The 25,963-nt window shown below is 49.5% G+C and carries 25 protein-coding genes; 15 read left to right on the forward strand and 10 right to left on the reverse strand.

Features of this window, described 5'->3' with window-relative positions:
- Positions 1-5: 5 nt before the first annotated feature.
- The 6 genes from H6F72_RS13320 to H6F72_RS13345 form a co-directional block, all read right to left on the reverse strand.
- Positions 6-626 (reverse strand): hypothetical protein, encoded by a 621-nt coding sequence (locus tag H6F72_RS13320; RefSeq protein WP_190436047.1) that lies wholly within the window; start codon positions 624-626, stop codon positions 6-8.
- 374 nt (positions 627-1,000) lie between these two features.
- Entirely contained in the window at positions 1,001-1,291 is a 291-nt protein-coding gene (gene gatC / locus H6F72_RS13325) for an Asp-tRNA(Asn)/Glu-tRNA(Gln) amidotransferase subunit GatC (protein WP_190436053.1), read from the reverse strand.
- Between the two features lie 95 nt (positions 1,292-1,386).
- The gene (locus tag H6F72_RS13330) at positions 1,387-1,908 is read right to left on the reverse strand and encodes a photosystem I assembly protein Ycf3 (RefSeq protein WP_190436057.1); all 522 of its coding nucleotides are present in this window, start codon (positions 1,906-1,908) and stop codon (positions 1,387-1,389) included.
- A gap of 141 nt (positions 1,909-2,049) precedes the next feature.
- Positions 2,050-2,778 (reverse strand): dethiobiotin synthase, encoded by a 729-nt coding sequence (gene bioD, locus H6F72_RS13335; RefSeq protein WP_190436060.1) that lies wholly within the window; start codon positions 2,776-2,778, stop codon positions 2,050-2,052.
- Positions 2,779-2,904: 126 nt separating this feature from the next.
- Complete coding sequence (locus H6F72_RS13340) at positions 2,905-4,941, reverse strand: serine/threonine-protein kinase (protein ID WP_190436063.1); 2,037 nt, start codon at positions 4,939-4,941, stop codon at positions 2,905-2,907.
- Between the two features lie 201 nt (positions 4,942-5,142).
- Positions 5,143-5,601, reverse strand: a complete 459-nt coding sequence (locus H6F72_RS13345; RefSeq protein WP_190436066.1) for a GatB/YqeY domain-containing protein — start codon at positions 5,599-5,601, stop codon at positions 5,143-5,145.
- 373 nt (positions 5,602-5,974) lie between these two features.
- Between H6F72_RS13345 and H6F72_RS13350 the strand changes: the two genes are divergently transcribed.
- Positions 5,975-6,991, forward strand: coding sequence for a ribose-phosphate pyrophosphokinase (locus tag H6F72_RS13350; RefSeq protein WP_190436069.1), 1,017 nt, complete (start codon positions 5,975-5,977; stop codon positions 6,989-6,991).
- A gap of 87 nt (positions 6,992-7,078) precedes the next feature.
- Here the strand turns inward: H6F72_RS13350 and H6F72_RS13355 are convergent, their stop codons facing one another.
- The 3 genes from H6F72_RS13355 to H6F72_RS13365 form a co-directional block, all read right to left on the reverse strand.
- Positions 7,079-7,531 (reverse strand): NUDIX hydrolase, encoded by a 453-nt coding sequence (locus tag H6F72_RS13355; RefSeq protein WP_190436072.1) that lies wholly within the window; start codon positions 7,529-7,531, stop codon positions 7,079-7,081.
- 78 nt (positions 7,532-7,609) lie between these two features.
- Positions 7,610-8,065, reverse strand: coding sequence for a DUF3531 family protein (locus tag H6F72_RS13360; protein WP_190436075.1), 456 nt, complete (start codon positions 8,063-8,065; stop codon positions 7,610-7,612).
- A gap of 195 nt (positions 8,066-8,260) precedes the next feature.
- Complete coding sequence (locus H6F72_RS13365) at positions 8,261-9,244, reverse strand: Sll0314/Alr1548 family TPR repeat-containing protein (RefSeq protein WP_242016916.1); 984 nt, start codon at positions 9,242-9,244, stop codon at positions 8,261-8,263.
- Positions 9,245-9,699: 455 nt separating this feature from the next.
- Here H6F72_RS13365 and H6F72_RS13370 point away from each other — a divergent pair, with 455 nt between their 5' ends.
- From H6F72_RS13370 to H6F72_RS13420, 11 genes are all read left to right on the forward strand, one after another.
- Complete coding sequence (locus H6F72_RS13370) at positions 9,700-10,380, forward strand: ABC transporter ATP-binding protein (protein ID WP_190436078.1); 681 nt, start codon at positions 9,700-9,702, stop codon at positions 10,378-10,380.
- 5 nt (positions 10,381-10,385) lie between these two features.
- Positions 10,386-11,201, forward strand: a complete 816-nt coding sequence (gene rsmG / locus H6F72_RS13375; protein ID WP_190436081.1) for a 16S rRNA (guanine(527)-N(7))-methyltransferase RsmG — start codon at positions 10,386-10,388, stop codon at positions 11,199-11,201.
- A 183-nt stretch (positions 11,202-11,384) separates the two neighbouring features.
- Positions 11,385-12,470 carry an ABC transporter ATP-binding protein gene (locus H6F72_RS13380; RefSeq protein ID WP_190436083.1) on the forward strand — a complete coding sequence of 362 codons (1,086 nt, stop codon included), beginning with the start codon at positions 11,385-11,387 and terminating at the stop codon, positions 12,468-12,470.
- Positions 12,470-13,252, forward strand: coding sequence for an ABC transporter permease (locus tag H6F72_RS13385; protein ID WP_190436087.1), 783 nt, complete (start codon positions 12,470-12,472; stop codon positions 13,250-13,252). Before H6F72_RS13380 ends, H6F72_RS13385 begins: the two co-directional genes overlap by 1 nt.
- 90 nt (positions 13,253-13,342) lie before the next feature.
- Positions 13,343-15,019 carry a Gldg family protein gene (locus tag H6F72_RS13390; RefSeq protein ID WP_190436089.1) on the forward strand — a complete coding sequence of 559 codons (1,677 nt, stop codon included), beginning with the start codon at positions 13,343-13,345 and terminating at the stop codon, positions 15,017-15,019.
- Between the two features lie 183 nt (positions 15,020-15,202).
- On the forward strand, positions 15,203-16,051 hold the full coding sequence (locus H6F72_RS13395) for a DUF4340 domain-containing protein (RefSeq protein ID WP_190436091.1): 849 nt from the start codon (positions 15,203-15,205) through the stop codon (positions 16,049-16,051).
- Positions 16,052-16,144: 93 nt separating this feature from the next.
- On the forward strand, positions 16,145-16,999 hold the full coding sequence (gene purU / locus H6F72_RS13400; RefSeq protein WP_190436094.1) for a formyltetrahydrofolate deformylase: 855 nt from the start codon (positions 16,145-16,147) through the stop codon (positions 16,997-16,999).
- Positions 17,000-17,440: 441 nt separating this feature from the next.
- On the forward strand, positions 17,441-19,759 hold the full coding sequence (locus H6F72_RS13405; RefSeq protein ID WP_190436097.1) for an ATP-binding protein: 2,319 nt from the start codon (positions 17,441-17,443) through the stop codon (positions 19,757-19,759).
- The gene (locus H6F72_RS13410; protein WP_190436100.1) at positions 19,698-20,144 is read left to right on the forward strand and encodes a response regulator; all 447 of its coding nucleotides are present in this window, start codon (positions 19,698-19,700) and stop codon (positions 20,142-20,144) included. Before H6F72_RS13405 ends, H6F72_RS13410 begins: the two co-directional genes overlap by 62 nt.
- Positions 20,145-20,177: 33 nt before the next feature.
- A complete protein-coding gene (locus tag H6F72_RS13415) occupies positions 20,178-21,338 on the forward strand; it encodes a hybrid sensor histidine kinase/response regulator (protein WP_190436252.1) in 1,161 nt (386 codons plus the stop codon).
- A gap of 180 nt (positions 21,339-21,518) precedes the next feature.
- Complete coding sequence (locus H6F72_RS13420; RefSeq protein WP_190436103.1) at positions 21,519-22,730, forward strand: M20 family metallopeptidase; 1,212 nt, start codon at positions 21,519-21,521, stop codon at positions 22,728-22,730.
- A gap of 19 nt (positions 22,731-22,749) precedes the next feature.
- Here H6F72_RS13420 and H6F72_RS13425 read toward each other — a convergent pair whose 3' ends face one another.
- On the reverse strand, positions 22,750-23,298 hold the full coding sequence (locus H6F72_RS13425) for a hypothetical protein (protein WP_190436106.1): 549 nt from the start codon (positions 23,296-23,298) through the stop codon (positions 22,750-22,752).
- A gap of 65 nt (positions 23,299-23,363) precedes the next feature.
- Between H6F72_RS13425 and H6F72_RS13430 the strand changes: the two genes are divergently transcribed.
- The 3 genes from H6F72_RS13430 (at position 23,364) to leuD (ending at position 25,943) form a co-directional block, all read left to right on the forward strand.
- Positions 23,364-23,807 (forward strand): NADAR family protein, encoded by a 444-nt coding sequence (locus H6F72_RS13430; RefSeq protein WP_190436109.1) that lies wholly within the window; start codon positions 23,364-23,366, stop codon positions 23,805-23,807.
- A gap of 117 nt (positions 23,808-23,924) precedes the next feature.
- A complete protein-coding gene (gene leuC, locus H6F72_RS13435) occupies positions 23,925-25,328 on the forward strand; it encodes a 3-isopropylmalate dehydratase large subunit (protein ID WP_190436110.1) in 1,404 nt (467 codons plus the stop codon).
- A gap of 12 nt (positions 25,329-25,340) precedes the next feature.
- Positions 25,341-25,943 (forward strand): 3-isopropylmalate dehydratase small subunit, encoded by a 603-nt coding sequence (leuD, locus tag H6F72_RS13440; protein WP_190436113.1) that lies wholly within the window; start codon positions 25,341-25,343, stop codon positions 25,941-25,943.
- Positions 25,944-25,963 lie beyond the last annotated feature (20 nt).

A 25,963-nucleotide genomic window follows, 5' to 3' on the forward strand; every position in this document is an offset into this window, starting at 1 on the left:
GAACCTCAGGGGGTCTGAGGTGCAGGTGAATCTGAGCTGGGGGCTGATTCAGGAGACATAGAACCGTCAGGACTCATGCCGGGGTCGGTCGTACTCCCAGCGTCATCGGCGGGGCTAGATGGGTCTACTTCAGGCACAGTGCCGCTGTCAGGGCTACCAGGTGAGCTGGGTGGACCCGCAGGCCGAGTCATATCGGGCTCTTCGGTCTCGGTTGTGTCTGTTGTGTCTGTTGTGCCCGGGTCAGTCATAGTCCCAGAGTCATCAGCGGGGCTAGATGGGTCTACTTCAGGTACAGTGCCGCTGTCAGGGCTACCAGGTGAGCTGGGTGGACCCGCAGGCCGAGTCATATCGGTCTCGTCGGTCTCGGTTGTGTCTGTAGTTGTATCCGCAGGTTCAGCCGTATCCTCAGAAGGGCTGGTGGGGGCTGCGGTCGAATCTAAAGGGGTACCACCAGGACAGCGGGAGTTTAGGGGAAAAACTTCGCACAGAATTCTGAAGCCTTCTGGAGAAAGCTTGATTTCTGCCGCAGAGGGGGCAGTTGTGCCACTCGATTGGGCAACAGCAGCACCGCTAGTGAGAGCCAGGGCTAGGGCTGTCCCAAAGAGGGTAACGTATTTAGCCTTCACAAGACTTAACCTCAACAAAGGACTTTGCCAATTAAATCAGAAGGCAAATTTTTAGAAATCCGCCTTATAGGTAGTGTGAATATCCTCCTACGGAGGGTAGACGGTTTAACATCTTGCCCCGTGGCATCCATCTATGGATATGCCAAACTTTGATGTCAGAGCTTCATAACCTGTTTTTAACCTTTTGGCTAGGAATCAAAAGAGGAGCGCAACTTACGCCCCTACTCTTCGTGCTGTTAGGACTCTATAGGTGTCCTAAATAATTTATCCGTTTGGGGTTTGTGAGAGGTGCGCCGCTCACAAACCATTTAGGATTGCTATATCTGATTGAGAGACACCAAGTTGTTTGGTTAGATTTCACTAATCAGCTTTCACTAATCAGCGTTGATGATTTTAGGCACTCTAAAAAAGTCAGCATCCCGCTCAGGTGCGCCTTCAAGAATCGTTTCGCGATCGCTATATGGCTGCAACTGGTCTACTCGCGTCACATTAGTCAAATCAATCGCCCGTGTGGTTGGTTCTACATTGCTTGTGTTCAACTCACTGAGCTGCTCAAAGTAGTCCAAAATGCTGCTTAGTTGAGTCGCAAACTTCTCTTCCTCTTCGATCGCCAATTCTAAACGAGCGAGATGAGCAACTTTATGAACTTGATCGCGATCCAGCATAGGTAAGTAGCTCAAAAGTAAAGGTCAAAAAAATTACAGCTAATCATGGAAAAAGATTAGCTGCTGTAGGTCAACTCAATAGAAGGAGCAAGCGACTAAAAATACACATCCATCTGCGAACGGCCTGTGGTTTTGAGCCAGTTCTGCGCCTCAATATAGTTGTTAGGAGCCATCCGAATGGCAGTTTTCCAATATTGAGCTGCTTGATCAAACAAGGCTTCGGCTGCCTCATCGTTGCCCGCTTCTTTTTCCTGTTCGCCTCGGTAGTGGTAAATTACTGCTACGTTGTTGAGGGCCTGAGGTAAGCGAGGGTTCAGCTCGATCGCTTCTAGATAGTTCTTTAGGGCTTCTTCGTGTTCACCATTGTTGGTGCGAATTAAGCCAATGTTGTAAAGAACGTAACTGCGATCGTAGGGATCGTCTTCCAGCTTCAAGGCTTCGAAATAGTTGTCGAGAGCTTCCGCATACTCTCCATCAGCCTGAGCAGACATGCCATCTCGGTAATAGGCAAACGCTTCTTTTTCCTTCTTGGTGGCTGGCAGAACTTTGAGAATCATGTCTGCCATGACTGTGAAGCTTTTATCGATGAAGTTGTCGTTTCGTTGAAATCTTGGCATAGTCGCCTCTGCGAATGGGGGCCAGTGGCTCAGATAACCGCTTGGCTAGGTCACTTGCTAAACGCTTATTCCACTAATTTAGCGTCGATTGGTCACTTCCTGAGGAGCAATCCCGCTTGTAACAGTTCTTAGTGAGTTTAATTAAGTTGAAGCGCGATCGCCGACCGATAAAAAATCTTGTGGCGAGATGGCAATTGGCATCAGTCGCTCCAACTCCAAATTAGCGGCAACTTCCGTTAACTTCGCTAAATCGGTGGCATCTGTTAAATGGGGGATCACCCCTAACACTGGCACATTCGTTAAAGACTGAATCAGATCGCTGGGTGCCCAGTCCTCGATTTCCTGCTCGGTGCGAGGTTGGGTACAATTCAGCACAATGCCTTTGAGGTGCACCCGCGCTTGACGCGCTAAAGCAACATTAGCGACTGCTTGAGCGATCGCCCCTAAGCGCACAGGCACCACCAACACAGTCGGCAACCGCCAATCCCAAGCCAAATCTGCCACTGTGGTTTCGTGAGTAACTGGGGAACCCAAACCACCGAGCGATTCTACTAACACCCAATCTCGCTGTTGTCGGAGCGTTTCCAAACCTTTCCAAGCCAGTTCTAGCTCGATTTTGCGCCCTTCGCGATCGGCTGCCAGCGGTGGCGCTAAAGGAGCTTGAAAGTAAAGCGGGGTAATTTCGTCTATAGACTGATTCAGGTTGAAAAGGCGCAGATAGAGTTCGCGATCGCCCAGCCCTGACTGGATCGGTTTCATAATCCCTAAACTGCGGGTAGGGCAGTAAGTCTGCCAGTAAGCAGCAAGAGCAGTCGTCAAGACAGTTTTACCTGCGTCTGTATCAGTTCCAGCAATGAGTAGTGCGTTCAAGGGGAGTGGAATGGTATCTGTTAGATTACGAAGTCAAAGACAGTCTCAAACTATACTTTACCGTTCTTCCTTACATCAGTTAGGTTGAGCTGTGAATCCCATCATTGGGACCATAGATGACCATAGCTATGGAGAGGGTTCCTGATTCTGGGCGCTAATATTTAGCGTGAAGTTAGTATCGCGAGCTGCAATCACATCAATTTGGTAATCTCCATCCGTTGGCAACTGCGACTGCCACGAAACAACTCCAGAAGCATCCTCTACCAACCGACCATCTGGATAGCGGATGTCGAGTGTAGCAGCGCCATCCGTAATTTCTACGTTGAGTACTTGTCCTGCTTGAGCGGTGACTAAATAACGCTTGATTGTCGTGGGGTTAGTCTGACCAGATACTTGGGTCTCGGTTGCCCCTGGGGGAAAACTGACTCGCTCGACATCAACCGCACCCGGTGTAGGGCTAGGAGTAGGCGTCGGGCTAGGCGTCGGGCTAGGCGTCGGACTCGAAGTTGGAGTTGGCTCAACAGGACTCTCTAAGTTCAACTCCAATTTATAATCTGCCTGAGCAATCCCTCGCACCGGGCTGAGTTGAATATAGTAGTCTCCGGTATAGGGCAACGCTCCTTCCCAAGCGGAGACACGCTTAGCGCGATTGTTGACAGGGTTTTGATCCGGAGCGAGCACCGTCATTAAAATTCCTTCACCACCCAAATAAGCACTTAGGGTTTGGTCCTGCTGCCCTGGCACGATGTAACTAATGGTCTCGTTAGCTTTCAACCCGCCTTCAACTGTATTTTGTTCGCCAGGAGTAACATTCAGCCGCTGGCTAAATTGAACTGGACTAGGGCTGGGTGTTGGCGTCGGACTAGGGGTAGGACTAGGGGTGGGACTAGGAGTAGAGCTAGAGGTGATAGTAACGGAAGGCGTTGGAGAAACAGAATCTCTTGGAGAGCGTAGTAAAGAAGTGACCAAAGCCCAAGAACCTAGCCCAGCGGCTAAGGCTAAAGCTGTTCCTACTGCTGCGATCGCCCAAGGATTTTCCCAAGACGGACCACTCGAAGGAGCAGGAATTACAGGATTGGTTCGGTTGGGATCACTATTGGGATTGGGATTTACGGGGTCTGGTCGGCGACCCACGGCAACAGTGGCCACCTGAGACAAGTTGGGATTAGCCGGGGGCGAAGGCGTTTGAGGAGGCGTTTGAGGAGGTGTCTGAGTAGGAGGAGGTGGAGGTGATGGTACTTGAGCCTGAACGGGAGGCGGAGGAGGTGATTGCGGTTGCCCAGGATAAGCAGGCGGAGGAGCTGGTGGAGAGACAACCGTAGGTTGAGTCAGAGCTTGTAGTGCTTGAACCACCTCAGCCACAGATTGATAGCGATCGCCCGGTTTATAACTCAACATTTGGTTCAAGATCTGAGCCAATCCGGGGCTAACCTTAGCCAAATCTTGCCAGTGCCAAGTCAGAGTACTTTCGTTGTAGAGTTCTTGTGGCTCCTTGCCCGTTAGCAAAACTATAGCCAGTACCGCCAAAGAATAGAGATCACTGCTGGGGTAAGCGCGGCCCGTCTGCATCTGTTCGCTGGGTGCGTAACCAAACTTACCAACTGTAGTAGGTTGCGGCACCGTCTCCGGGGATTGAATCCGGGTCGCCAAGTCTTTCACCACACCAAAATCAATCAAAACTGGCAGGTGGTCACTTTCTCGCAAAATCAAATTATCAGGCGCAATATCTCGGTGAATAATGCCCTTACTATGAATGTGAGCTAGTACAGGCAAGATTTGCCGTAGCAGTTGGATCACCTCTGACTCCGAGAAGGGATAACCCTGCGCCGTCCGCTCCTGAACCAACGTGCCATAGGTTTTGCCCTCAACATAGTCCTGAACTAAAAAGAGGCGCTGATCCTGTTCAAACGTGGCTCGAAATTGAGGTACCTGCGGATGCTGAATCTGATACAGAATCGCCGCTTCTCGCTGAAACAATTCCTTGGACTTCTCTAAAGCGTAAGGACTCGACTGAGCCGGAATAAATTCCTTTAAGGCGCAGCGCTCATTAAAACGCCCTTGATCCTCCGCTAAATAAGTTCGGCCAAATCCACCTTGGCCCAAAATACTAACTAAGCGGTAGCGGTTTTGCAGAATAGTCCCGGCAGGAATTGGCGGTTGCATAGCAGGTTAGTTTGCTTTGAATTGATTGCAACAGGGACATCACGGACTCAGCTCACCAGAGGTAGAGCCACCAAAAATTAGCTGAGGGTGGCCCATAGCTATAATTGCGCCCGTAACTATGTTGTGACAAAGAGGCTACAGCTGAGTAGGTTTAGCTAGCAACTTTAGGGACACTCAAGCTAGCTGTGCTCCCACAACAGCTTATTCGCTCAACTTGGCTTTGACTAGAGCTTGAATCTTCTTGCCATCGGCTTGACCTTTAACTCGTTGGATGGCAGTCCCCATAACTTTGCCTAGGTCTTTCAGTGAAGTTGCTCCCACCTCTGTGATAATTTCATCAATGATCTTGCTTAACTCGTCATCTGAGAGTTGTGCCGGCAAATACGCTTCCAGAATTGCCAACTCTTGGGCTTCTTGATCCGCTAAGTCTGTCCGTCCTGCTTGCTGATATTGTTCGATAGAATCACGGCGTTGCTTGGCTTGTTGCAGCAGTAATTCCATTTCCTGGGCTTCTGTCAAATCTGTCTGTCCACTGGGTCTGAGACTGACTTCTTTTTCTAACAATGCCTTTTTAATACTGCGGATCGTTTCTAAGCGAAGTTTCTCCTTAGATTTCATTGCCGCTTTTAAATCTTCACTAATGCGATCTTTCAAGCTCATAAGGCCATCCTCAGAAGAAATTTTTCGCCCTACTTAAAGTGGAGCTGTTTGCTCCTATTTCCCCAATAAACTAGGCAGAATTTTTCTCACAAATATGAATGAAGAATTTTGCCTAAACCAGCTAGGTGATCAATTTTAGCTTGCTTACTGACTGTTTGGCGGGGAAGTGAACACAGCTATTGCCTTCCACCGATCTGCAAGTTTCTCTGAAATTCTCATTAATCTGCGCATTGTTCAGCCAAAAATCGCTAGTTTGCCTCTCCACTCTTGTGCGACAATTCCTAGTCAGTTTCCACAAAAATTACTCTCCATAGCTACACCTAATTCAGGGAATTTTTGGAGGATGATTCTGGATCAGAATGATAATATTGCGATGAATGCGCTTCGGGGGCCTGTTGTGATCCGTTCTGCAACTTTGACTCTTCACCCAACTCTGCCGACTATTTCTGACAATAGTCGTCTGCGGTTGTTTTCCGGCTCTGCCAATGTACCGCTCTCTCAAGAAGTTGCTCGGTACTTGGGCATGGACCTAGGACCTATGGTCCGTAAACGGTTTGCCGATGGAGAACTTTATATCCAAATTCAGGAATCGATCCGAGGGTGTGATGTTTATCTAATTCAGCCGACGTGCCAGCCGGTTAACGATAACCTGATGGAATTACTGATCATGGTGGACGCTTGCCGACGAGCTTCGGCTCGGCAAATTACCGCTGTGATTCCTTACTATGGATACGCTAGAGCAGACCGTAAAACTGCCGGGCGAGAGTCTATTACAGCCAAGCTTGTAGCTAACTTAATTACTCAGGCTGGCGCAAATCGAATTCTAGCAATGGATTTGCACTCAGCCCAAATCCAAGGCTATTTTGACATTCCCTGTGACCATGTCTATGGTTCACCAGTTGTGTTTGACTATTTAGCCAGTAAGAATTTGTCGGATATTGTTGTCGTTTCGCCAGATGTGGGTGGAGTCGCGCGGGCCCGAGCCTTTGCCAAAAAGCTCAATGATGCTCCACTTGCCATTATTGATAAGCGTCGTCAAGCTCATAATGTGGCAGAAGTGCTCAATGTGGTTGGGGACGTTGCTGGCAAGACTGCCATCTTGGTGGATGACATGATCGATACTGCAGGGACGATCTGTGAGGGAGCTCGCCTCCTACGCAAGGAAGGGGCTCGTCAGGTTTATGCTTGTGCGACCCATGCTGTTTTCTCACCCCCGGCGATCGAGCGGCTATCCAGTGGCTTGTTTGAGGAAATCATTGTCACCAATACCATTCCAGTGCCTGACACAAGCCGCTTTGAGCAACTGACGGTACTCTCGGTGGCCAATATCTTGGGTGAGGCAATCTGGAGAATTCACGAAGACAGCTCACTCAGCAGTATGTTTCGGTAATGTATTAGCGTTCTAGTTTTGTATGTTAGGCGTAGCCATAACTTAAGTAGGGGCACCTCTTGTGGGTGCCCTTCATTCTTTAAAGCTTTAGAGGTAATCAAAAAACTGCTCTGGAACCAAGGTGAGTTCTCCAGATTTGAAGCGATCGCTCTCAATCCAGAGGGCTTTTTTCTGGCGATCGCCTTCGGCAAACATCAGTTCATCCAGTTCGTAGAATTTAGGATCAGCGAAGTCGCATTTGTAGAGCTGGATCAGCTCATGACCTGATTGGCCATTAAACACAAAGATGTTCTCTAGACAGCCCAAGTAACGAATGTTAGCTAGCTCTGCTTGGATTTCTTCCTGAAATTCTCGCTGCAAAGCGATCAGGCTGGTTTCACCAAAGTCTACGCCACCTCCTAAGGCTCGATAAAAAGTTTTTTGTTTCACTGGGTCGTATCCTTCCGAGACAAAGATGCGATCGCCTTTTCCAGCAGCAGCAGCCTGACGGTCTTGGATTAGCCCTAGCGCTAAAACGCGAATTTGATTGACTCCGTACATAGTTCTTAGAAGATGGGATGCAAAAGCTACGCCAAACCTAATTAGCAGAATTAACGGGGTGGCGGATGGGTTAGCTGATTAATTATCGTCGTATTCTGAGTACTCTCGTTTGCGGCTTTCGGGGATCGGCCAGTCTTCATTCTCTCCGCCAATAATCAGCGTTGTGATTTCTACGTAATCTTTGCTGAATTGCCGCAAGGAATTGATTAAAACATCTAGGGCGATCGCGTCACTGGTGCCTAAGTCGAACCAACAACGGGCCCAGTTGCTCTCGTACTCTACTTCCCCAATGTTGTGCATCAAGGCCATGAAGCTATCTTCAGCCGCATCCTGGTTGTAATTCATGTAGCTGATTTCTAGGCCAACATCTTGCACCTGGAGATTTTCGGCGTTAAACCCGCCTAATTTCCCTAGAAAAAACCAGGAGTTGATAATTTCTTCAACGTACTGTTTTTCTAGTTCAGAGGGGTTCAAGCTGAACTCTAGCCAAATCCAGACATTAAAGGGATCAAACTCCCGAAACTGTACTTGCATTTTGTTTGAAAACCGAATAATTGGGGCGTGGCTTAAGCGATCGCGAATGTGCAAGCTAAGCAATTCCAGAATACCGCAGCCAGTTTAGCCTGCTGTTGTGAGGGTAGCCACTCTGTAGAAACCCACCCATAAAAAAAGGTGCCATACTTGACACCCTCAGAAGTATTTTCGAGTAATTGATTGAGCGATCGCGACCTATTTCTTAAGCTCAGTACTGCAATTGCGCTCTTTTTGATCAATGCGGAATTCGGTTCTACAGCGCTCATACGCGATTTGGTTTCGCAGTTGGCGAGGCAATTGAGCGGTTTTATCCAAGGCTTTGCGGAAAAATTCTAGGCTTTCCTGATTTTTACCCTGTTTAACGAGAACTTGGGCTTTGAGGTAGTACAGATCTGGGTTGTTAGGGGTCACCTTCAGAGCTTGATCAACAAACTCTAGCGCTTTCGTCGGTTGGTTCAGGTCTCGGTAGCCAATCGCAATCCCCCGATAAGCCAAGTAACGAGGCTGGGCATATTTGTTCAATCGCTCTACCGCGTCCGCTGGATTGGCAAAGGGGAGATTAACCGCCAGCATCAAATCCATAAAACCTTTCACTAAGTTAAGTTCTGGGTCTTGAGGACTGAGCTTTTCAGCCGCATTCAATGATTGAAACACTCGTTGAAGTTTGTTCAGGGCTTGAGGAGTCCCTCGCACCGTACCTTCACGGGAGACGATATAAGCGCCTTCCATAAATTCGCCCACTGCTACGTACAAGTTGCCGCGTAGGGGGTCAGTTTTACGTAGCTGCTCAGCGGTTTCGCGAGTCTTAGTGGCATTGGTTCGCAAGGCATTCCAATCTTTGTCCAGGTAAGCTAGTGACGCTTTCATGGCATAGCTGAGTGGCTCACTGGGTTCAGCTTGAGATAAGTATTTTCTGGCAGCTTGGTAATCGCCCCGCTCAAAAATCGCTTTGAAGGCTGCTTCGGTATTCTTACCAATGGCATGCTGGTTAGTAGTACGGAAGGGATCGCCCGCAAAAGCAGGACTGCCGCATAAGCTAAGGGCGATCGCCGCAGTACCCGCAACGGCAGAAACGAACCGCCGGGAAGCGGAAACAGGGCGGCTTTGGCGTTGCATCCTAGAGGAGCAGGGTGGGGCATTTGTCCCAACACTACTGGGAGCAATCGGCATGTTCGTCATAATAGAGCCTCTCAAAACGTTCCTCGAATTCGTTCTGCTTGCAAATGCTCTAGAGCCTCGGATGGCACTCGATGAGTTGAAAATTCGCTCATCGCGGTTGATGCCAAAGGTCTAGAAGCACTCGGTTCAGGTGCGATCGCCTACCGATTAAGGGTTCAGCTAGCTGCATAAATTTGACGCAGTCATTCGGTTTGGGTTCCAGTTAGACTGGTCGATGGGTAGGCTAAATTTGTCACCGTTGAAACAAAATTATGACTACCTCGCTACAGCCGAAGCCTCAGGTTTGCAACTTTCCTTCTCGTTAGACTAGCGGCTGGCACGCTTGATTTGATTGAACTTGGGTGGCAATTTCAGCGTCAGGACAGGCTCTAGCCAACGGCGATCGCTGTATCCTGACATTGATCGACTGCTTTGCACTTCGCTAGAAACCTTGCTCCTCGCTGGTAACATCGTTAATGCTCTATCTCAAAAACCTGATCTATCATCCGACTGCTACCCCGACCGCCATCCTCAAATCAATCAATTTGGAGCTAGCGCCTCAGCAAATGGGCTTGATCATCGGCCCCAGCGGTTCAGGAAAAAGCACCCTCCTGGAAATTCTAGCGGGGTTGGCGGAAAAAACTTCAGGTGACATCCTGTGGCGAGAGCAAGAACTGACTCCAGCCCATCTCCAGCAACTGGGTGGTCTTGTCTTCCAGTTTCCGGAGCGACATTTTTGCGGTGCCACAATTCTAGAAGAGCTGCGCCTTGGCCACCCAGAACTAGGGACAGAAAAGGTAAATCAGGCTTTAACAGAAGTGGGGTTGGGGCACTTATCTCTACAAACATCGCCTCATTCCCTGAGTGGTGGACAACAGCGACGCTTAGCCTTGGCCGTACAGTTGATTCGCCAACCCTATTTATTACTACTAGATGAGCCAACGGCAGGGCTAGATTGGTCCATGCGACGGCAGTTGGTCAATTTATTGGCCCGCCTCAAAGACCACTGGAGTTTGTTGATCGTGACCCACGATGCGGGTGACCTGCTAGCGATCGCTGACCGCTGTTGGACTCTCAACCACGGTGAGTTGCAGTCTGTCGATCCCCAAGTGCTAGAAATGAATGCGAAGCAACCTCAATCTGTTGTCCAAAGTTAACTTTAATGTTGGATCTTGAAACCGTGAACCTGCCAGAAATGATCGCTGTTTGGCAAAAAACTCTCCGCTGGCAGCCCACCTCGCACCAGCAACAGCAGTTACAGCGGCTTTACGAACTCATTCTAGAGGGCAACCGTCAGTTAAATCTCACCCGCATTACCGAGCCAAGTGAGTTTTGGGAAAAGCACTTGTGGGACTCGTTGCGAGGCATAGCACCATTCTTCAAGGAGGAAGGAGGAGGGATGAAGGATGAATTTGACTCCTCTTCCTCCTTCATCCCACCCTACGGAAGTGGCGAGGGCGTACATCCTTCATCCTTTCGCGTAATCGACATTGGTACAGGTGGTGGTTTTCCGGGTATTCCGGCAGCGATCGCCTGTCCTGACTGGCAAGTGACACTGCTAGATTCGACTCAGAAGAAGGTTACTTTTCTGCAAACTCTGGCAACCACGTTAGAGCTGGAAAATATCACCACTTTAGTAGACCGAGCCGAACAGGTCGGGCAGTTGCCTGAGCACCGGGAAGCTTACGATTTAGCCCTGATTCGAGCAGTAGGGTCAGCTTCTGTTTGTGCTGAGTACGCCTTACCACTGCTGAAGCTGGAAGGACAAGCAGTGCTCTATCGCGGTCAGTGGACTGCCGAAGAAACCGGAGCCTTGCGTCCGGCGGTGGCTCAGTTGGGTGGCGCGATCGCCGCGATCGAAGAATGCAGCACTCCCGTTAGCCAAGGGATGCGACACTGTCTCTACTTACGCAAAGTGGCTCCCACCCCTAGTGAATTTCCACGGGCGATCGGAGTGCCAGCAAAGCAGCCCTTATAGATTAAGGTGGCGATGAATTGCAGTTAATCCCAGATTTTGGTATCCTGCCAGACTGCAAGGCGCATTGCTTTTTGGGGTGAGTTGAAAGCGTGGCCTGTAAGTTAAAGCTGAGTTGAGTTAGGAAATTGTTGCCACGTATCAGGGTAACTGTCGGAATGAACAACTCCTGGGAGTGAAGTTTGCATGATTGAAGTTGAACAGTTGAGCAAGGTTTATGGCTCAACCCCTGCGATTCAAGATGTGACATTTGCGGTAGAACCAGGGGAAATCTTGGGTTTTTTGGGGCCAAACGGGGCTGGAAAAACCACCACCATGCGGATTCTGACTGGATACTTACCTGCAACGAGTGGCAGTGCGCGAGTCGCGGGCTACGATGTTCACGAAGATTCGATGGCGGTGAGGCAGCGCATTGGTTATCTACCCGAGACGCCTCCGCTCTATCCAGAAATGACGGTGGAGGGGTTTCTCTATTTTGTGGCTCGAATTAAAGGCGTGAGTGCGGGCGATCGCTCTCGACAAGTTCAATCAGCTCTAGAGCGTTGCAGCTTGGTGGAAAAACGCAAAACCTTAATTCGTAAGCTATCTAAAGGCTTTCGCCAACGAGTAGGCATTGCCCAGGCGATCGTGCATGATCCCCCGGCGATTATTTTAGATGAACCGACTGTGGGCTTAGATCCGCGCCAAATTATTGAAGTTCGTAACTTAATTAAGAACTTAGCAGGGACTCATACAGTAATTCTCTCCACGCATATCTTGCCTGAGGTCAGCATGACCTGTAACCGAGTCGCCATCATTAATCGCGGGCGAGTGGTAGCAACGAATAGCCCGGAAAATTTGATGGCGCAACTCAATGCGGGGTCGGGGTATGAGCTAGACGTGGACGGCGATGTCAACACTGTGCAACAACTAGTGCAACCCATTCCCGGTGTGCGCTTGGTAGAGCCCATGCGAATCGAGGAACTAGCAGACCAGACATTAACGCCTCAGCGCTGTCGGGTGCGAGTAGTAGCTGAAGCCGATAGCGATCCAGGTCGGGATATTGCCGCTGCTGTCGTGGGGGGAGGTTTAGGTCTCTACGAAATGCGCCGGACTAAGGCCAGCTTAGAGGATGTGTTCTTGCAATTGACGATGACCGAAGAAAAAGCCTTAGAGTCGAGTGCAGAGACTGAGTTGAGCGCTGGGGGGGAAGCGGAGCCAGTCATTGAAGACGCGCCTGGAGCACCAACTGCTGTCGTGTCTGAGTCAGCAGAATCGGAGGAAGAAGCATAATGCGGGTGATTCTCAGCAATATTGTGGCGATTTATCGCAAAGAGTTGCAGGGGTACTTTGCCTCTCCCTTGGCTTATGCGATCGCGGGCGTGTTTTGGTTCTTGTCTGGCTTTTTCTTTGTGATTGCCTTGCAAGACACCCTGCAAACTGCCGCCGCTGCGGACCAAATTGGGCAACCCTTTGATGCGGCTTATGCCCTAATTCAAGCTTTTTTGGGCTTGATGGGAGTTTTGTCTTTGTTTATTTTGCCAATTCTCTCGATGGGGCTTTACGCCGAGGAACGCAAGCGGGGCACCTTGGAACTGCTAGCCACCTCTCCCGTAACCAACTGGGTGGTCTCCTTAGGCAAGCTGCTAGGAGTTCTCACTTTCTTCATCACCTTAGTGTTGCCCTTGCTAGTTTACGAAACGATTACTTTGAGTGCTGCGAATCCTCCCTTAAATCCCACGCTGTTGTTAACTGGCTACGGTGGCTTGATTCTAATGGCCGCAGCAGTTTTATCTTTGGGCATGTTTCTGTCTTCGTTGACCGATAGCAGCATTTTGGCGGCAATTTTGACGTTTGCCCTCGTTTTACTTCTCTGGTCGATCCAGGCGATCGCCACAGTGGTGGGGGGGCCTGTGGGTGACGCCATCGGGCACTTATCGCTGCTGAAGCACTACGGCGATCTGGTTCGCGGTGTAGTGAATACAAGCGGCTTGATTTTGTTCGTGAGCTACATTATTTTGGGCCTGTTTTTGACTGCCCAGTCTATTGAAGCGCTCAGATTCCAGCGCTCTTAATCTAGCCATTGCACCCGCGTCCACGCTGAGTGGGTCACTGGCTAAAGCCACTTGCAAGTACTATCCCTGTTAAGGGTTGAGTAGAAGTCGATGAAACAAATTCCTACCACCTGGAAATCGTTCAAGCAATCTTGGCAATGGCTCTTCTGGGCTGGGCCAGTGCTGGTAGTTATAGGCTTATCCGCCGGAGCTGTGTCTGGCAATTGGGGCAGCATTCCGGTCGGCCTGACCGTTGCTGGCATTGTGTTGATTGGGGTCTGGCTGCTGCTGCAAAGCCAACCTGGCTCTGGCTTTTGGGGCCGCCGCTCAACTCAAGCCAGCACCAATGCGCTCCTCTCCACGCTGGCTGTCGTCGTTATCCTAGGTTTGATTAATTTCCTGGGAGTCCGCTATGCCAATCAAGTTGACCTGACCGAAAATCAACTTTACACCCTTGCTCCTCAGTCACAGGGTATCTTGAGGCGCTTGCCCCAACCTGTGAAAGTTTGGGTGTTTATGGACCCCAATAGCCCTAATCCAAATTCTGGCCCGACTCAAGCTTTGTTAGACCAATACAAGCGCCAGTCAAGGCAATTTAATTTTGAGATGGTTGATCCACAAGCTCAACCAGGCTTGGCGCAATCTTTTGGCATTCAGGATATTGGCGATGTCTATATTGAGGCAGGCCAAAAACGCCGTTTTCTCCAAAACCTGAAGAGTGAGCGGTTGTCAGAAGGACGACTGACCAATGCCATTGAGCAAATTACGAGCGATCGCCAAGCCAAAATCTACTTTCTGCAAGGTCACGGAGAGTCTTCCTTGGATGAGGGTCAAAGGGGTTTAGCCCAAGCCAAAGCTTTGTTGCAGGAGAAAAACTTCATCAGTGAACCGCTGAACTTGGTCGAGCAACCTGCTGTACCTGAAGATGCAGCAGCAGTCGTGGTGGCTGGCCCCAAGCAAGCTTTGTTTGACAAGGAAGTTAGGGAGCTGAGCGCTTATTTGCAGCAAGGGGGCAGTGTGTTGCTGATGATTGACCCCAATGTAGACCCGAAGCTAGAGGGCTTACTCAAAAATTGGGGTGTGACCCTAGGCAACCGAATTGCGATCAATGCTTCGGCTCAGCAAATCGCTGAGTTAGGCCCGACCGCTTCCGTGGTTAATCAGTATGGCGATCACCCGATTACTAAGGATTTTGGCAATCGCTATTCGATTTATCCGATCGCAAGACCGATTCAAACGACTCCTGTTTCTGGGGTGCAGGAAACGCCTTTGTTGGTCACGAGTCCTCAAAGTTGGGCGGAAAGTGACCTGAAAAATCAAAACTTGGAGTTTAATCCGGAGCGCGATCGCCAAGGGCCTTTAGTGTTAGGTGTGGCGCTAAGCAAGGCGGCTCAGGCTACGGGATCTGCTCAGGCTTCTCCCTCACCTAGCCCATCTGCTAGCCCGTCTGTTTCTCCTTCTGCTAGTCCCAGTCCTAGCCCTAGTCCTACACCAACTACTGAGGCTAACAAAACGCCATCTGAATCTCGTCTGGTTGTGGTGGGTAATTCTAGTTTTGCTACGGATGGTTTGTTTGGTCAGCAGTTAAATGGGGATGTTTTCCTTAATTCGGTAAGTTGGCTGAGCAAGCGGGATGACCAGGTTCTATCGATTCGTCCGAAGGAGGACAAGAACCGCCGAATTACGATGACGGCGCAGCAGGCGAATTTGGTGGGTTGGTTGTCGCTGGCCGTGTTGCCTTTGTTGGGTTTTGGGACTGCTGGGGTGATGTGGTGGCGACGCCGCTAGAATCCGAGCCTTGGGGCACTCGCCCCCAAACCGCCGCTGAGGGACGGTTGCGTCCCTCAGACTCCCTCCAAAATTGAATTCAGAGCACTATGGAACTCTGGTGAGGGGAATGATCTTGCGGCGATCCAAAATCTAAAATCCAAGGTCGAAGATGGCATTACGAGGTGAGCGGTCAATACAAGTATGAAGCTGAATTCGAAAACTTTGATTTTGCTCTTACTGGCGTGCGGGTTGGGGGGCTTTGTCTATTTTTATGAAATTCGCGGGGGTGGCAAGGGCCAAGAACAACAAGTGCAAGGGTCGGGGCAGCGAATTTTTGCTTTTGAGGAGTCTCAGGTTCAAGCTTTGACGCTAACGACATCAGGGCAAAGGTTGGAGTTTGTCAAAGCTCCTACTCCTGAAGCAAAGGCTGGTGCGTCTCCATCTCCAGGGAAGCAGACTGAACAAGCTACAGAAAAACCGACGGAGAAGCAATCTGAATCTAAGCAACCTCAATCTCAGTGGTTGCTGAAGGCTCCGGAGGAGGGGCCAGCGAATGATGCTTCGATAGCTTTCTTGCTGAGTTTGCTGGCAACGGGACGGAGCGATCGCACGATTAAAGCGCCTCTCACTCAGAAAGCGGATTTTGGTTTAGACCAACCCACGGCGACGATTGAGCTGAGGCTGAATGATCAGAAAACTCACCGTTTTGTTTTGGGTAAACCTGACTTTAATCAGAGCTTTTGGTACGCTCAAGCTGATCCGGCGACTTCAGGAACGCCAGAGTTATCGGTTTTGTTGGTGTCTCCAGACTTTAACAATGCTGTGAGTCGTCCACTGTCGGAGTGGAAAGCAGCACCCGAAGCTCCCACTCCCTCTCCCTCTCCCTCTCCCTCGGCGGAGAATGCGGCTCCTAGCCCAGAGCCTGCTCCAGAAGACGCTAGCCCTAGCCCTGAATCCCCTCCTCCGGCGGACAGTACCAATCCAAGTTCCAGCTCGTCACCAAGCCCTGATCCTGGCACTTCGTCTACTCCTGCTCCTCCAGCAGAATAAGCCGTTGAGCGTTCTATTTCGGTGATGATGAAGGGGTTAGCTTTGGTTTGCCCCTTTTCGCTATGCGTCTAAACCATTCAGTCCGAGTTTGATATGACTAGCCCTACCGCAACCCTTTTAGTCTCCTGTCCTGACCAGAGGGGACTTGTCGCAAAAATCGCCAATTTTATTTATGCCAATGGCGGCAATATTATTCATGCGGATCAACACACCGATTTTGAGGCAGGGCTATTTCTGACACGGATTGAGTGGCAGCTCGAAGGATTTAATTTGCCGCGTGATCTCATTGGGCCTGCTTTCAATGCGATCGCTCAGCCTCTACAAGCAAATTGGCGATTACACTTTTCGGATGCGGTGCCTCGAATTGCCATTTGGGTCAGCCGCCAAGACCATTGCTTATTTGATTTAATTTGGCGACAACGGGCTCAAGAGTTTGCTGCTAAAATTCCGTTGATTATTAGCAACCATCCAGATTTAGGCGCGATCGCCAAACAATTTGGCATTGATTATCACCATATTCCTATCAATAAAGAGAATAAGGCTGAGCAAGAAGCCAAGCAGCTAGCTCTACTTCAGCAGTACCGAATTGATTTAGCGGTACTGGCTAAATATATGCAAGTTTTGAGCGCTGACTTTATTGCTAATTTCCCTCAAGTGATTAATATCCACCACTCCTTCTTGCCTGCTTTTGCGGGAGCGAATCCCTACCAGCGGGCCTACAAGCGTGGGGTCAAAATCATTGGGGCTACTTCTCACTACGTGACTGAAGATTTAGATGCAGGGCCGATTATTGAGCAGGATGTCGTGCGAGTCAGCCATCGTGATGAGGTCAATGATTTAATTCGCAAGGGCAAAGATTTGGAGCGCGTGGTTTTGGCTAGAGCAGTGCGCCTGCATCTCGAAAATCGCGTGTTGGTTTACAGCAATCGCACTGTCGTATTTGAATAGAGTAATATTCAAAAACATATCGATTTACAGAGCCAAGTCTCGAATTATTTCAAAGAGTTACTAATTAAATATTAAGTATTAGCAATATTAGCTGAGTGTTTACTTTTTAATATTTCCTCTAGAATGCCAGTTTGATCATCGTGGTAGACTTTTGAACGCGCCTAGATTAGAGGGAAAAAGCGCCACGCGATCGCAACATCAATTCAATTTAGAGCTGCAACCTCATTCTTGTAGCTTTAATGGCAAGAGTGAATTATTACAGTAGAAATATTGCAGTAAAGAATCGGGATATCAGAATTTTTTTTTGCTAACTAGTTCTTTACCCAATTAATCATTCAAGACACACAAAGGTTTTTATTCATCGTGTGTCCACGGTCAAGCATTCGAAACTAGACTCACACTTTAACTTTGCGGCTTCCAGAGGCTGGAAGAGAATTATCTATGGTAGGCCCTTTACAAGCACAAGAGCTTCATCTCGCTTATTTGGAGCAAGCGCCAATTCAGTTTCATAATCAAATTCAGCCGCATGGAGTTCTGCTAGTTTTATCGGAACCAGACTTAAAAATTGTCCAAGTCACTAATAATACGCTGGCTGTATTTGGGATTACTCCTGAAAATGTTTTACAAAAAACCTTAGATGAATTAATCGATCCATTTCAGGTAGAACGGATTAGAGCAGGACTAGCAGATAGCAGCTTAGAGTTAATTAATCCGATTAAGATTTGGACGAAGAATCGGCAAAAAGGGGATGATTACTTGGTTTTTGATGGAGTTTTCCATCGCAGTTCTGATGGCTTTTTGATTCTGGAGCTAGAGCCTGCCCTTTCTCAAGAAAGCATTCCCTTTCTCAGCTTCTATCATTTGGCGAGAGCCTCAATTAACCAGCTAGAAGCGAATTCCAGTCTCCAAGACTTCTGTCAAACAATCGTCCAGGAAGTGCGGCAAGTCACTGGGTTTGATCGAGTCATGCTCTACAAGTTTGACCGCGACGGGCATGGTGTGGTTCTCGCCGAAGAAAAGCTGGATCATTTGGAACCTTACTTGGGTCTGCATTATCCCGAATCCGATATTCCTAAGGCTGCCCGCAAATTATTTGCCTCAAATTGGATTCGGCTGATTCCGGATACTCATGCTGAGGCGATCGCCCTAGTTCCCGCCCAAAATCCAGAGACGCAGCGATCGCTTGATCTCACCTTTTCGATTCTCAGAAGTGCCTCCCCCTGCCATATCGAATATCTCCACAACATGGGTGTGGGGGCATCCTTGACCATTTCGCTAATGAAAGATCAGAAACTTTGGGGTCTGATTGCTTGCCATCATCAATCTCCTAAATATGTTTCCTACGAACTGCGAAAAGCCTGTGAGTTTTTGGGACGGTTAATCTTTGCCGAAATTTCAGCACGAGAAGAAACCGCCGATCATGACTACCGCATGAAGCTGACCTATGTCCAGTCAGCCTTAGTGGATTACATGTCCCAAGAAGAAAACTTTGTGGATGGATTGGTGAAGCACAATCCCAATCTACTGGACTTGGCAGGGGCGCAAGGAGCGGCGGTTTGCTTTGGCAACAATTGCACACTGATTGGAGAAACTCCCAAGGAAGAGGATCTCAACTTTTTGCTGCAATGGCTGAGACAGCAAGTTCAGGAAGAAGTCTTTTATACGAATTCTCTCTCCGAGCTTTACCCAGATGCGGAGCGGTTTAAGAACGTAGCTAGCGGTCTTCTCGCCATCCCCATTTCTCAACGAAATTACGTGTTGTGGTTCCGCCCGGAGGTAATTCAAACCGTTAATTGGGGCGGCGATCCAAATCAACCGTTTGCCGCAACGCAGACGGAAGGGACGGTGCACCTTTCTCCCCGCAAGTCCTTCGAGCTGTGGAAAGAAACCGTGCGCTTGACCTCCCTGCCTTGGCACTCTGTAGAAGTGAAAGCGGCGCTAGAACTGAGAAAAGCCATCATCAATATTGTGTTGCGCCAAGCTGATGAGTTGGCCCAACTGGCTCAAGACCTAGAACGCTCCAACGCCGAGTTGAAAAAGTTTGCTTATGTGGCCTCCCACGACTTGCAGGAACCGCTGAATCAAGTCGCCAACTATATGCAGCTGCTAGAACTGCGTTACAACGACAAGCTAGACGAAAACGCCAAGGAATTCATTGGCTTCGCCGTCGAAGGCGTGAGCTTGATGCAGACCTTAATTGACGACGTGCTAGCTTACTCCAAGGTCGATATCCAAGGCGTTGAGTTTGAACTCACCGAGGTAGAAACAGCCCTCGATCGCGCCCTCGCGAATGTCCGGGGTCGCATTGCTGCCAATAACGCGGTGATTACTCAAGATCCGCTTCCGACCGTGATGGCCGACAGCACCCAACTGATGCAGCTCTTTCAGAATTTGGTCGGCAATGCCATCAAGTTTCGCAGTCAGAATCCTCCAGAAATTCATATTGGGGCGCAACGGCTAGAAGATGCTTGGTTATTCTCAGTCAAAGACAATGGCATTGGTCTTGATCCCAGGTTTAGCGATCGCATTTTTGTCATCTTCCAACGTCTCCATACGCGAGATGAATATGCGGGCACAGGCATGGGTCTGGCAATTTGCAAGAAAATTGTGGAGTGCCATCGTGGCCGAATTTGGGTGGAATCCCAACTAGGGCAGGGAGCAACATTCTACTTTACGATTCCAGTAGGGGGACGCGATCGTGAGCGTAGAAGTGGACGAAAAGTGCAAAACCATCTTTTTGGTCGAGGACAACAGAGCTGACATTCGCCTGATCGAAGAAGCACTCAAGAACAGTAATGTCCCGCATCAAGTTGTGGCAGTTCGCAACGGCATGGATGCAATGGCGTTCTTGCGGCAGGAGGGCGAGTATGTGGATGCACCTCGCCCCGACCTGATTCTGCTGGATTTGAACCTTCCTCGAAAAGATGGGCGGGAAGTTTTAGCTGAAATTAAAGCTGATCCCAATCTGAAACGAATTCCGGTTGTTGTTCTCACCACTTCTAGAAACGAGGAGGATATTTCTCAAAGCTATGACTTGCATGTGAATTGCTACATCACTAAATCCCGCAACCTCAGCCAGCTATTTCAGATCGTGAAGGGAATTGAAGAGTTCTGGCTGGGCACTGTCACATTGCCGCCGGGATGAAGTGGGGAAAGGAGCGGATCGCAATTCATGATTATGCCTGCAAGCGCCATCAAGGTCTTGTTAATTGAAGACAATCTCGCGGAAGCCAGACTGTTGCAGGAGATCTTGCGGGTGCCTAAGTTCAAGCAATTTAGCTTACTGCACGTCAAGCGGTTGGCGGAGGCGCTAGTCCATCTCCAGCAAAACAGCTTTGATGCCATTTTGTTGGATCTGACCTTACCCGATAGTCAGGGTCTAGCTTCCCTACCGCCTTTGCTGGATCAAGCACCTAATCTACCGATCGTGGTTCTCACCAACACCAATGATGATGACTTGGCGATCGCGGCAGTGCGCCAAGGAGCCGAAGATTATTTAGTTAAGCGCCAGGTAAATGCCGAATTATTGGCGCGATCGCTCTGCTATGCGATTGAGCGCAAACAGGTTTCAGAAGCTTTACGCAAAGTCAACGAAGCCCTAGCGATGCAGGTACAAGAGCGCACCGCTGAGTTGATGAAAGCGAAAGAACTTAACCAGTTGAAGTCGGAATTTGTCTCAATCCTCTCCCATGATTTCCGTAGCCCGCTCAACAGCATCTTGCTGTCTACGGGTCTATTGCAAAACAACCAAAACCAACTAACCGAGGAGAGAAGACTCACCCATTTTCAATTAATTCGCTCTGCTATTACTAACATGGCCCATCTACTCGACGAAGTTTCCTTAATTGGTAAAGCTGATTTGGGCCACCTTCAGTGCCAGCTCACCGCCCTCGACCTGGCTCCGTTTTGTCGCCAACTATTTGAAGAACTGCGATTCAGTTCTCATGAGAAATACCAATTCCTCTTTACTCAGCAAGGCGAATTATCTCAAGCCCTTTGGGATGAGAATTTTTTGCGCCATATTTTGGGCAACCTCCTCTCAAACGCACTCAAGTATTCGCCCGCCGGAGGTTTAGTGCAGTTCGAGTTGATTGGTCAAGAAACTACAGTCACCTTTCAGATTCAAGACCAAGGCATTGGTATCCCTCCCGAAGATCAGCCTCGCCTATTTGAGGCATTCTATCGGGCTAGAAATGTAGATAACATTCCTGGGACAGGTTTAGGACTGGCGATCGCGAAAAAATGCGTTGAGGCCCACGGTGGCCAGATCTCTGTGCAGAGTGCAGTTGGAGTTGGCACGATATTTACAGTCAGGTTGCCCATTTGGAAAGCCGTGTGATTACCGGGAGACAGGCGATAGGCGATCGCTGCCCCTGCTACGTGAGGTTAAAAAGTGAGTAAATTCGCAACTTAGCTTCACGCTTTACTATGAAGACAGGATGGGCACCCTAAGTATTAACGCTCCCTGATCATTTCTGTCTATTTGTCTTTGTAGTTCAATCACAAGCCACTCTGCCCTATGGTTTCTACTTCTTTAAGCCCACTTCCCGTCGATCAATCTCGGATTCGGCCAGCTATTCAGTCGTTGCAACCCCAACTCGTTGAGTGGCGAAGACAACTACATCAGCGACCCGAATTAGGCTTTCGTGAGAAACTAACGGCAGAATTTGTCGCCCAGAAGCTAACTGAATGGGGCATTGAGCATCAAACTGAAATCGCCCAAACCGGAATTGTGGCTACGATCGCCTCTGGCAAACCAGGCCCCGTATTAGCGATTCGAGCCGATATGGATGCCCTGCCCATCCAAGAAGAAAATGAAGTGCCCTATCGATCGCAACACGATGGCTTGATGCATGCCTGCGGTCATGATGGACATACTGCGATCGCCCTCGGCACCGCTTACTATCTCTCTCAACATCGAGATAGCTTTGCGGGTACGGTGAAAATTATTTTCCAGCCTGCTGAGGAAGGTCCGGGAGGCGCACAGCCCATGATCGAAGCAGGGGTACTCCAAAATCCAGCAGTAGACGCGATTATTGGTCTGCATTTGTGGAATAACTTACCGCTGGGAACGATTGGTGTGAGAACTGGAGCCCTGATGGCAGCCGTGGAACTCTTTCGTTGCACCATTCAAGGTAGAGGCGGACATGGAGCCATTCCCCACCAAACCATAGATTCAATTGTGGTGAGTGCCCAAATCGTCAACGCCCTGCAAACGATCGTTGCCCGCAACGTCAACCCCATCGACTCCGCAGTGGTGACGGTGGGAGAACTTCATGCAGGCACCGCTACTAATGTGATCGCAGCTTCAGCCAAAATGAGCGGCACAGTGCGTTATTTCAATCCAGCCCTAACAGGCTTTTTCTATCAACGGATTGAACAGATTATTGCGGGGATCTGCCAAAGTCATGGAGCCAGCTACGAGTTGAATTATCAATCTTTGTACCCACCCGTGATTAATGATGGGGCGATCGCAGACCTTGTTCGTTCTGTCGCAGAGAATGTGGTCGAGGCAGAGGTAGGCATCGTCCCCGAATGCCAAACAATGGGCGGCGAAGACATGTCTTTCTTCTTGCAGCAAGTCCCCGGTTGTTACTTCTTCCTCGGTTCCGCCAACATCCACAAAGGCTTAGCCTACCCCCACCACCATCCCCGTTTCGACTTTGACGAAACCGCTCTAGGCATGGGGGTGGAAATTTTTGCCCGCTGCGTTGAAAAATTCTGTGTTTAGAACCGCAAACCAATTTAATCTAGCGCTTGTAGTCCAAAGGGTCCACTGCTAGTAAAAGGGCTTCTTTGGTTTTGGGAATCAGCAGATAAACTCGGCGATCGCCTACCACCAAATCTGTGGAACCATAGTCAGTTGCGTCTGTCACTCCTTGAGCCAGCCAATCATGGGCTTCATTCCAGTCGGGAAGCATCACCTGCAAAAACTCTTCCATGTAGTTCAGGCTCTGCGGTTTTCTCTTCTTGGTCAACGGTTTGTGGACCACTAAAACCGCATTAGAAACCAGCTCTTTAGGCGTGACGTTCAGGCGCACCGTCGCCACCCCATCCTTAGACTTACCGATGAAAGCTGTCTCAGTTTTAGGTTCTAGCCGAAATCCTAGTTGCTCGAAATTTCCTTGCAGAGACACCAGCTTAACGCCCAAGTTAGAGTTCGCAGCCCAAGCGGCCCCAGGCATCCATAGCGCGATCGCCACCAACAAAGCCAGCCCAGTTGCGATCGCCCCTCGACTAATCCGCGCGATCGCCTGACTTAAACAATTTGCTAAACGTGAATTGAAAGTTTGAATCATGACAAACAAAATTTAGTGAGAGTATATTCTATTGTCTCATCGTTACATAAATACACAAAATAGTTATGCCTGTCTATTTCTATGACGTCTATGAAAATCCTTATGGGTGTTTCACGAATTTCTCGCGGCATGGGTGTGAACTCGATGGCGATTGGTGGTTAACAAGTGAGCATTATTTTCAGGCGCAGAAATTTATCGGTACGCCTCACGCTGAGCAAATTCGTAAACTGCCCACACCCAGGGATGCTTTCAACACAGCTCAGACTCTCAAACCTTTTGTTCGCTCAGATTGGCTAAAAGCTAGAGACGATGTGATGCGTAAAGCTGTCCTTCGTAAATTTGAATTCAATCCTGGAATTAAAGCTGTTCTACTCGCGACTGGCGATGCCTTGTTGGTTGAAAACTCACCTGTAGACAACTATTGGGGATGCGGTGCGGACGGTAAAGGGCAAAATCGGTTAGGGCAAATTTTAATGGAAGTCCGAGACCAACTGCATCAACCTGTTTGAATTGAGCGATCGCTAATTTTGGCTCACGTTGGGTAAAAATCCTCCCTAAGAGCGAAGCTCAGCTCTACGTTACAATAGTGGATTGATTCCTTAGCGCACTAAGTACCGAACGTCAGCATGAGCAAAGGCACACTCTTCGATAAAGTCTGGGATTTACACACAGTTGGAATCCTTCCCTCAGGCCAAACGCAACTGTTTATTGGTCTGCACCTGATTCACGAAGTCACCAGCCCTCAAGCCTTTGCCATGCTGCGCGATCGCGGCCTAAAAGTGCTGTATCCAGAGCGGACAGTGGCAACGGTAGACCACATCGTGCCCACGGAGAACCAAGCGCGTCCCTTTGCCGACAGCTTGGCCGAAGAAATGATGCAGTCCCTAGAGCAAAACTGTGAAGAGCATCAGATTCGTTTTTATAACGTTGGCTCGGGCAGTCAAGGCATTGTCCATGTAATTGCCCCAGAGCTAGGGTTCACTCAGCCTGGAATGACGATCGCTTGTGGAGACAGTCATACTTCCACCCATGGAGCCTTTGGTGCGATCGCCTTTGGCATTGGCACTAGCCAAGTGCGAGATGTATTGGCTTCTCAAACGTTGGCACTTGCCAAGCTGAAAGTTCGTAAAGTCGAGGTTAACGGCACCCTGAAGCCTGGAGTTTACGCCAAAGACGTGATTCTACACATCATTCGGAAACTGGGCGTCAAAGGTGGGGTTGGCTACGCCTATGAGTTTGCGGGCAGCACCTTTGAGCAGATGAGCATGGAAGAACGCATGACCGTCTGCAATATGGCAATCGAAGGGGGTGCTCGCTGTGGTTACGTCAACCCGGATGAAGTCACTTTTGACTACCTCAAAGGTCGGGATTTTGCGCCTAAAGCTGGAGCGTGGGACAAAGCCGTAGCTTGGTGGCAAAGCCTTCGGAGTGATACTGCTGCCGAATATGACGATGTAGTAATCTTTGATGCGGCTGACATTGCCCCCACCATCACTTGGGGCATCACCCCTGGACAGGGCATTGCGATTAACGAACTAGTGCCAACGCCAGAGATGCTGCCCGCTGACGAGCAACCGATCGCAGCCGAAGCTTACCGTTACATGGACTTGCAGCCAGGTCAGCCGATTCAAGGCACTAAGGTGGATGTGTGCTTTGTCGGTAGCTGCACCAACGGTCGTATCAGTGATTTGCGCGAAGCCGCTAAGTTTGCTCAAGGACGACAAGTGGCAGAGGGAGTCAAAGCCTTCATCGTTCCTGGCTCAGAGCGAGTCAAGCAGCAAGCGGAATCCGAAGGTCTGGACAAGATTTTTGTCGCAGCGGGCTTTGAGTGGCGTGAACCGGGTTGCTCGATGTGCCTCGCGATGAACCCGGACAAACTAGAAGGTCGTCAGCTTAGCGCTTCTTCCTCCAACCGCAACTTCAAAGGCCGTCAAGGCTCAGCTTCCGGTCGCACCCTGTTAATGAGTCCAGCAATGGTGGTAGCTGCCGCAGTCACAGGTCAAGTATCCGATGTTCGTGAATTGTTGTAGGGAGAGGGCGTCATGAGTAGCGAAGTTAAGGCAGTGGTAGGGCGGGGTGTGCCCTTAGTTGGCAATGATATTGACACTGATCGCATCATTCCAGCGCGGTTCTTGCGCTGTGTCACGTTTGATGGTTTAGGCGCACAAGTATTTGCAGACGATCGCATTCAAACCCAAGGGCAGCATCCTTTTGATCAGGCGCAGTACCAAGGAGCCAAGATCCTAGTAGTCAACGGCAACTTCGGCTGTGGTTCCTCGCGTGAACATGCGCCTCAAGCTCTTGCTAAATGGGGTATTGAAGCGATCGTGGGTGAGAGTTTTGCAGAAATCTTTTTTGGTAACTGTGTGGCGTTAGGAGTGCCTTGTGTGATGGCGGCTCCAGAAGATGCTAAGCAGTTACAAGAGGCGATCGCGGCTAATCCTCAGGCAGAAGTCAAAGTAGACCTGGAAACCATGCAGGTGCAATGTGGGGACCTTACCCTTCCCGTGACGATGGGTGCAGGTCCATGGCAAATGTTCACCAGTGGCACTTGGGATGCTTGCGGTCAACTCGTCGCCCAAGCCGATCAAATTCGGGCGACTGCTGCCAAACTACCTTACGTTTCCTGGTCAAAAACGGCTTAAGTCTCAAACAAAGAACCTCT

The organism is Trichocoleus sp. FACHB-46 (assembly GCF_014695385.1).
Classification (GTDB): Bacteria; Cyanobacteriota; Cyanobacteriia; order FACHB-46; family FACHB-46; genus Trichocoleus.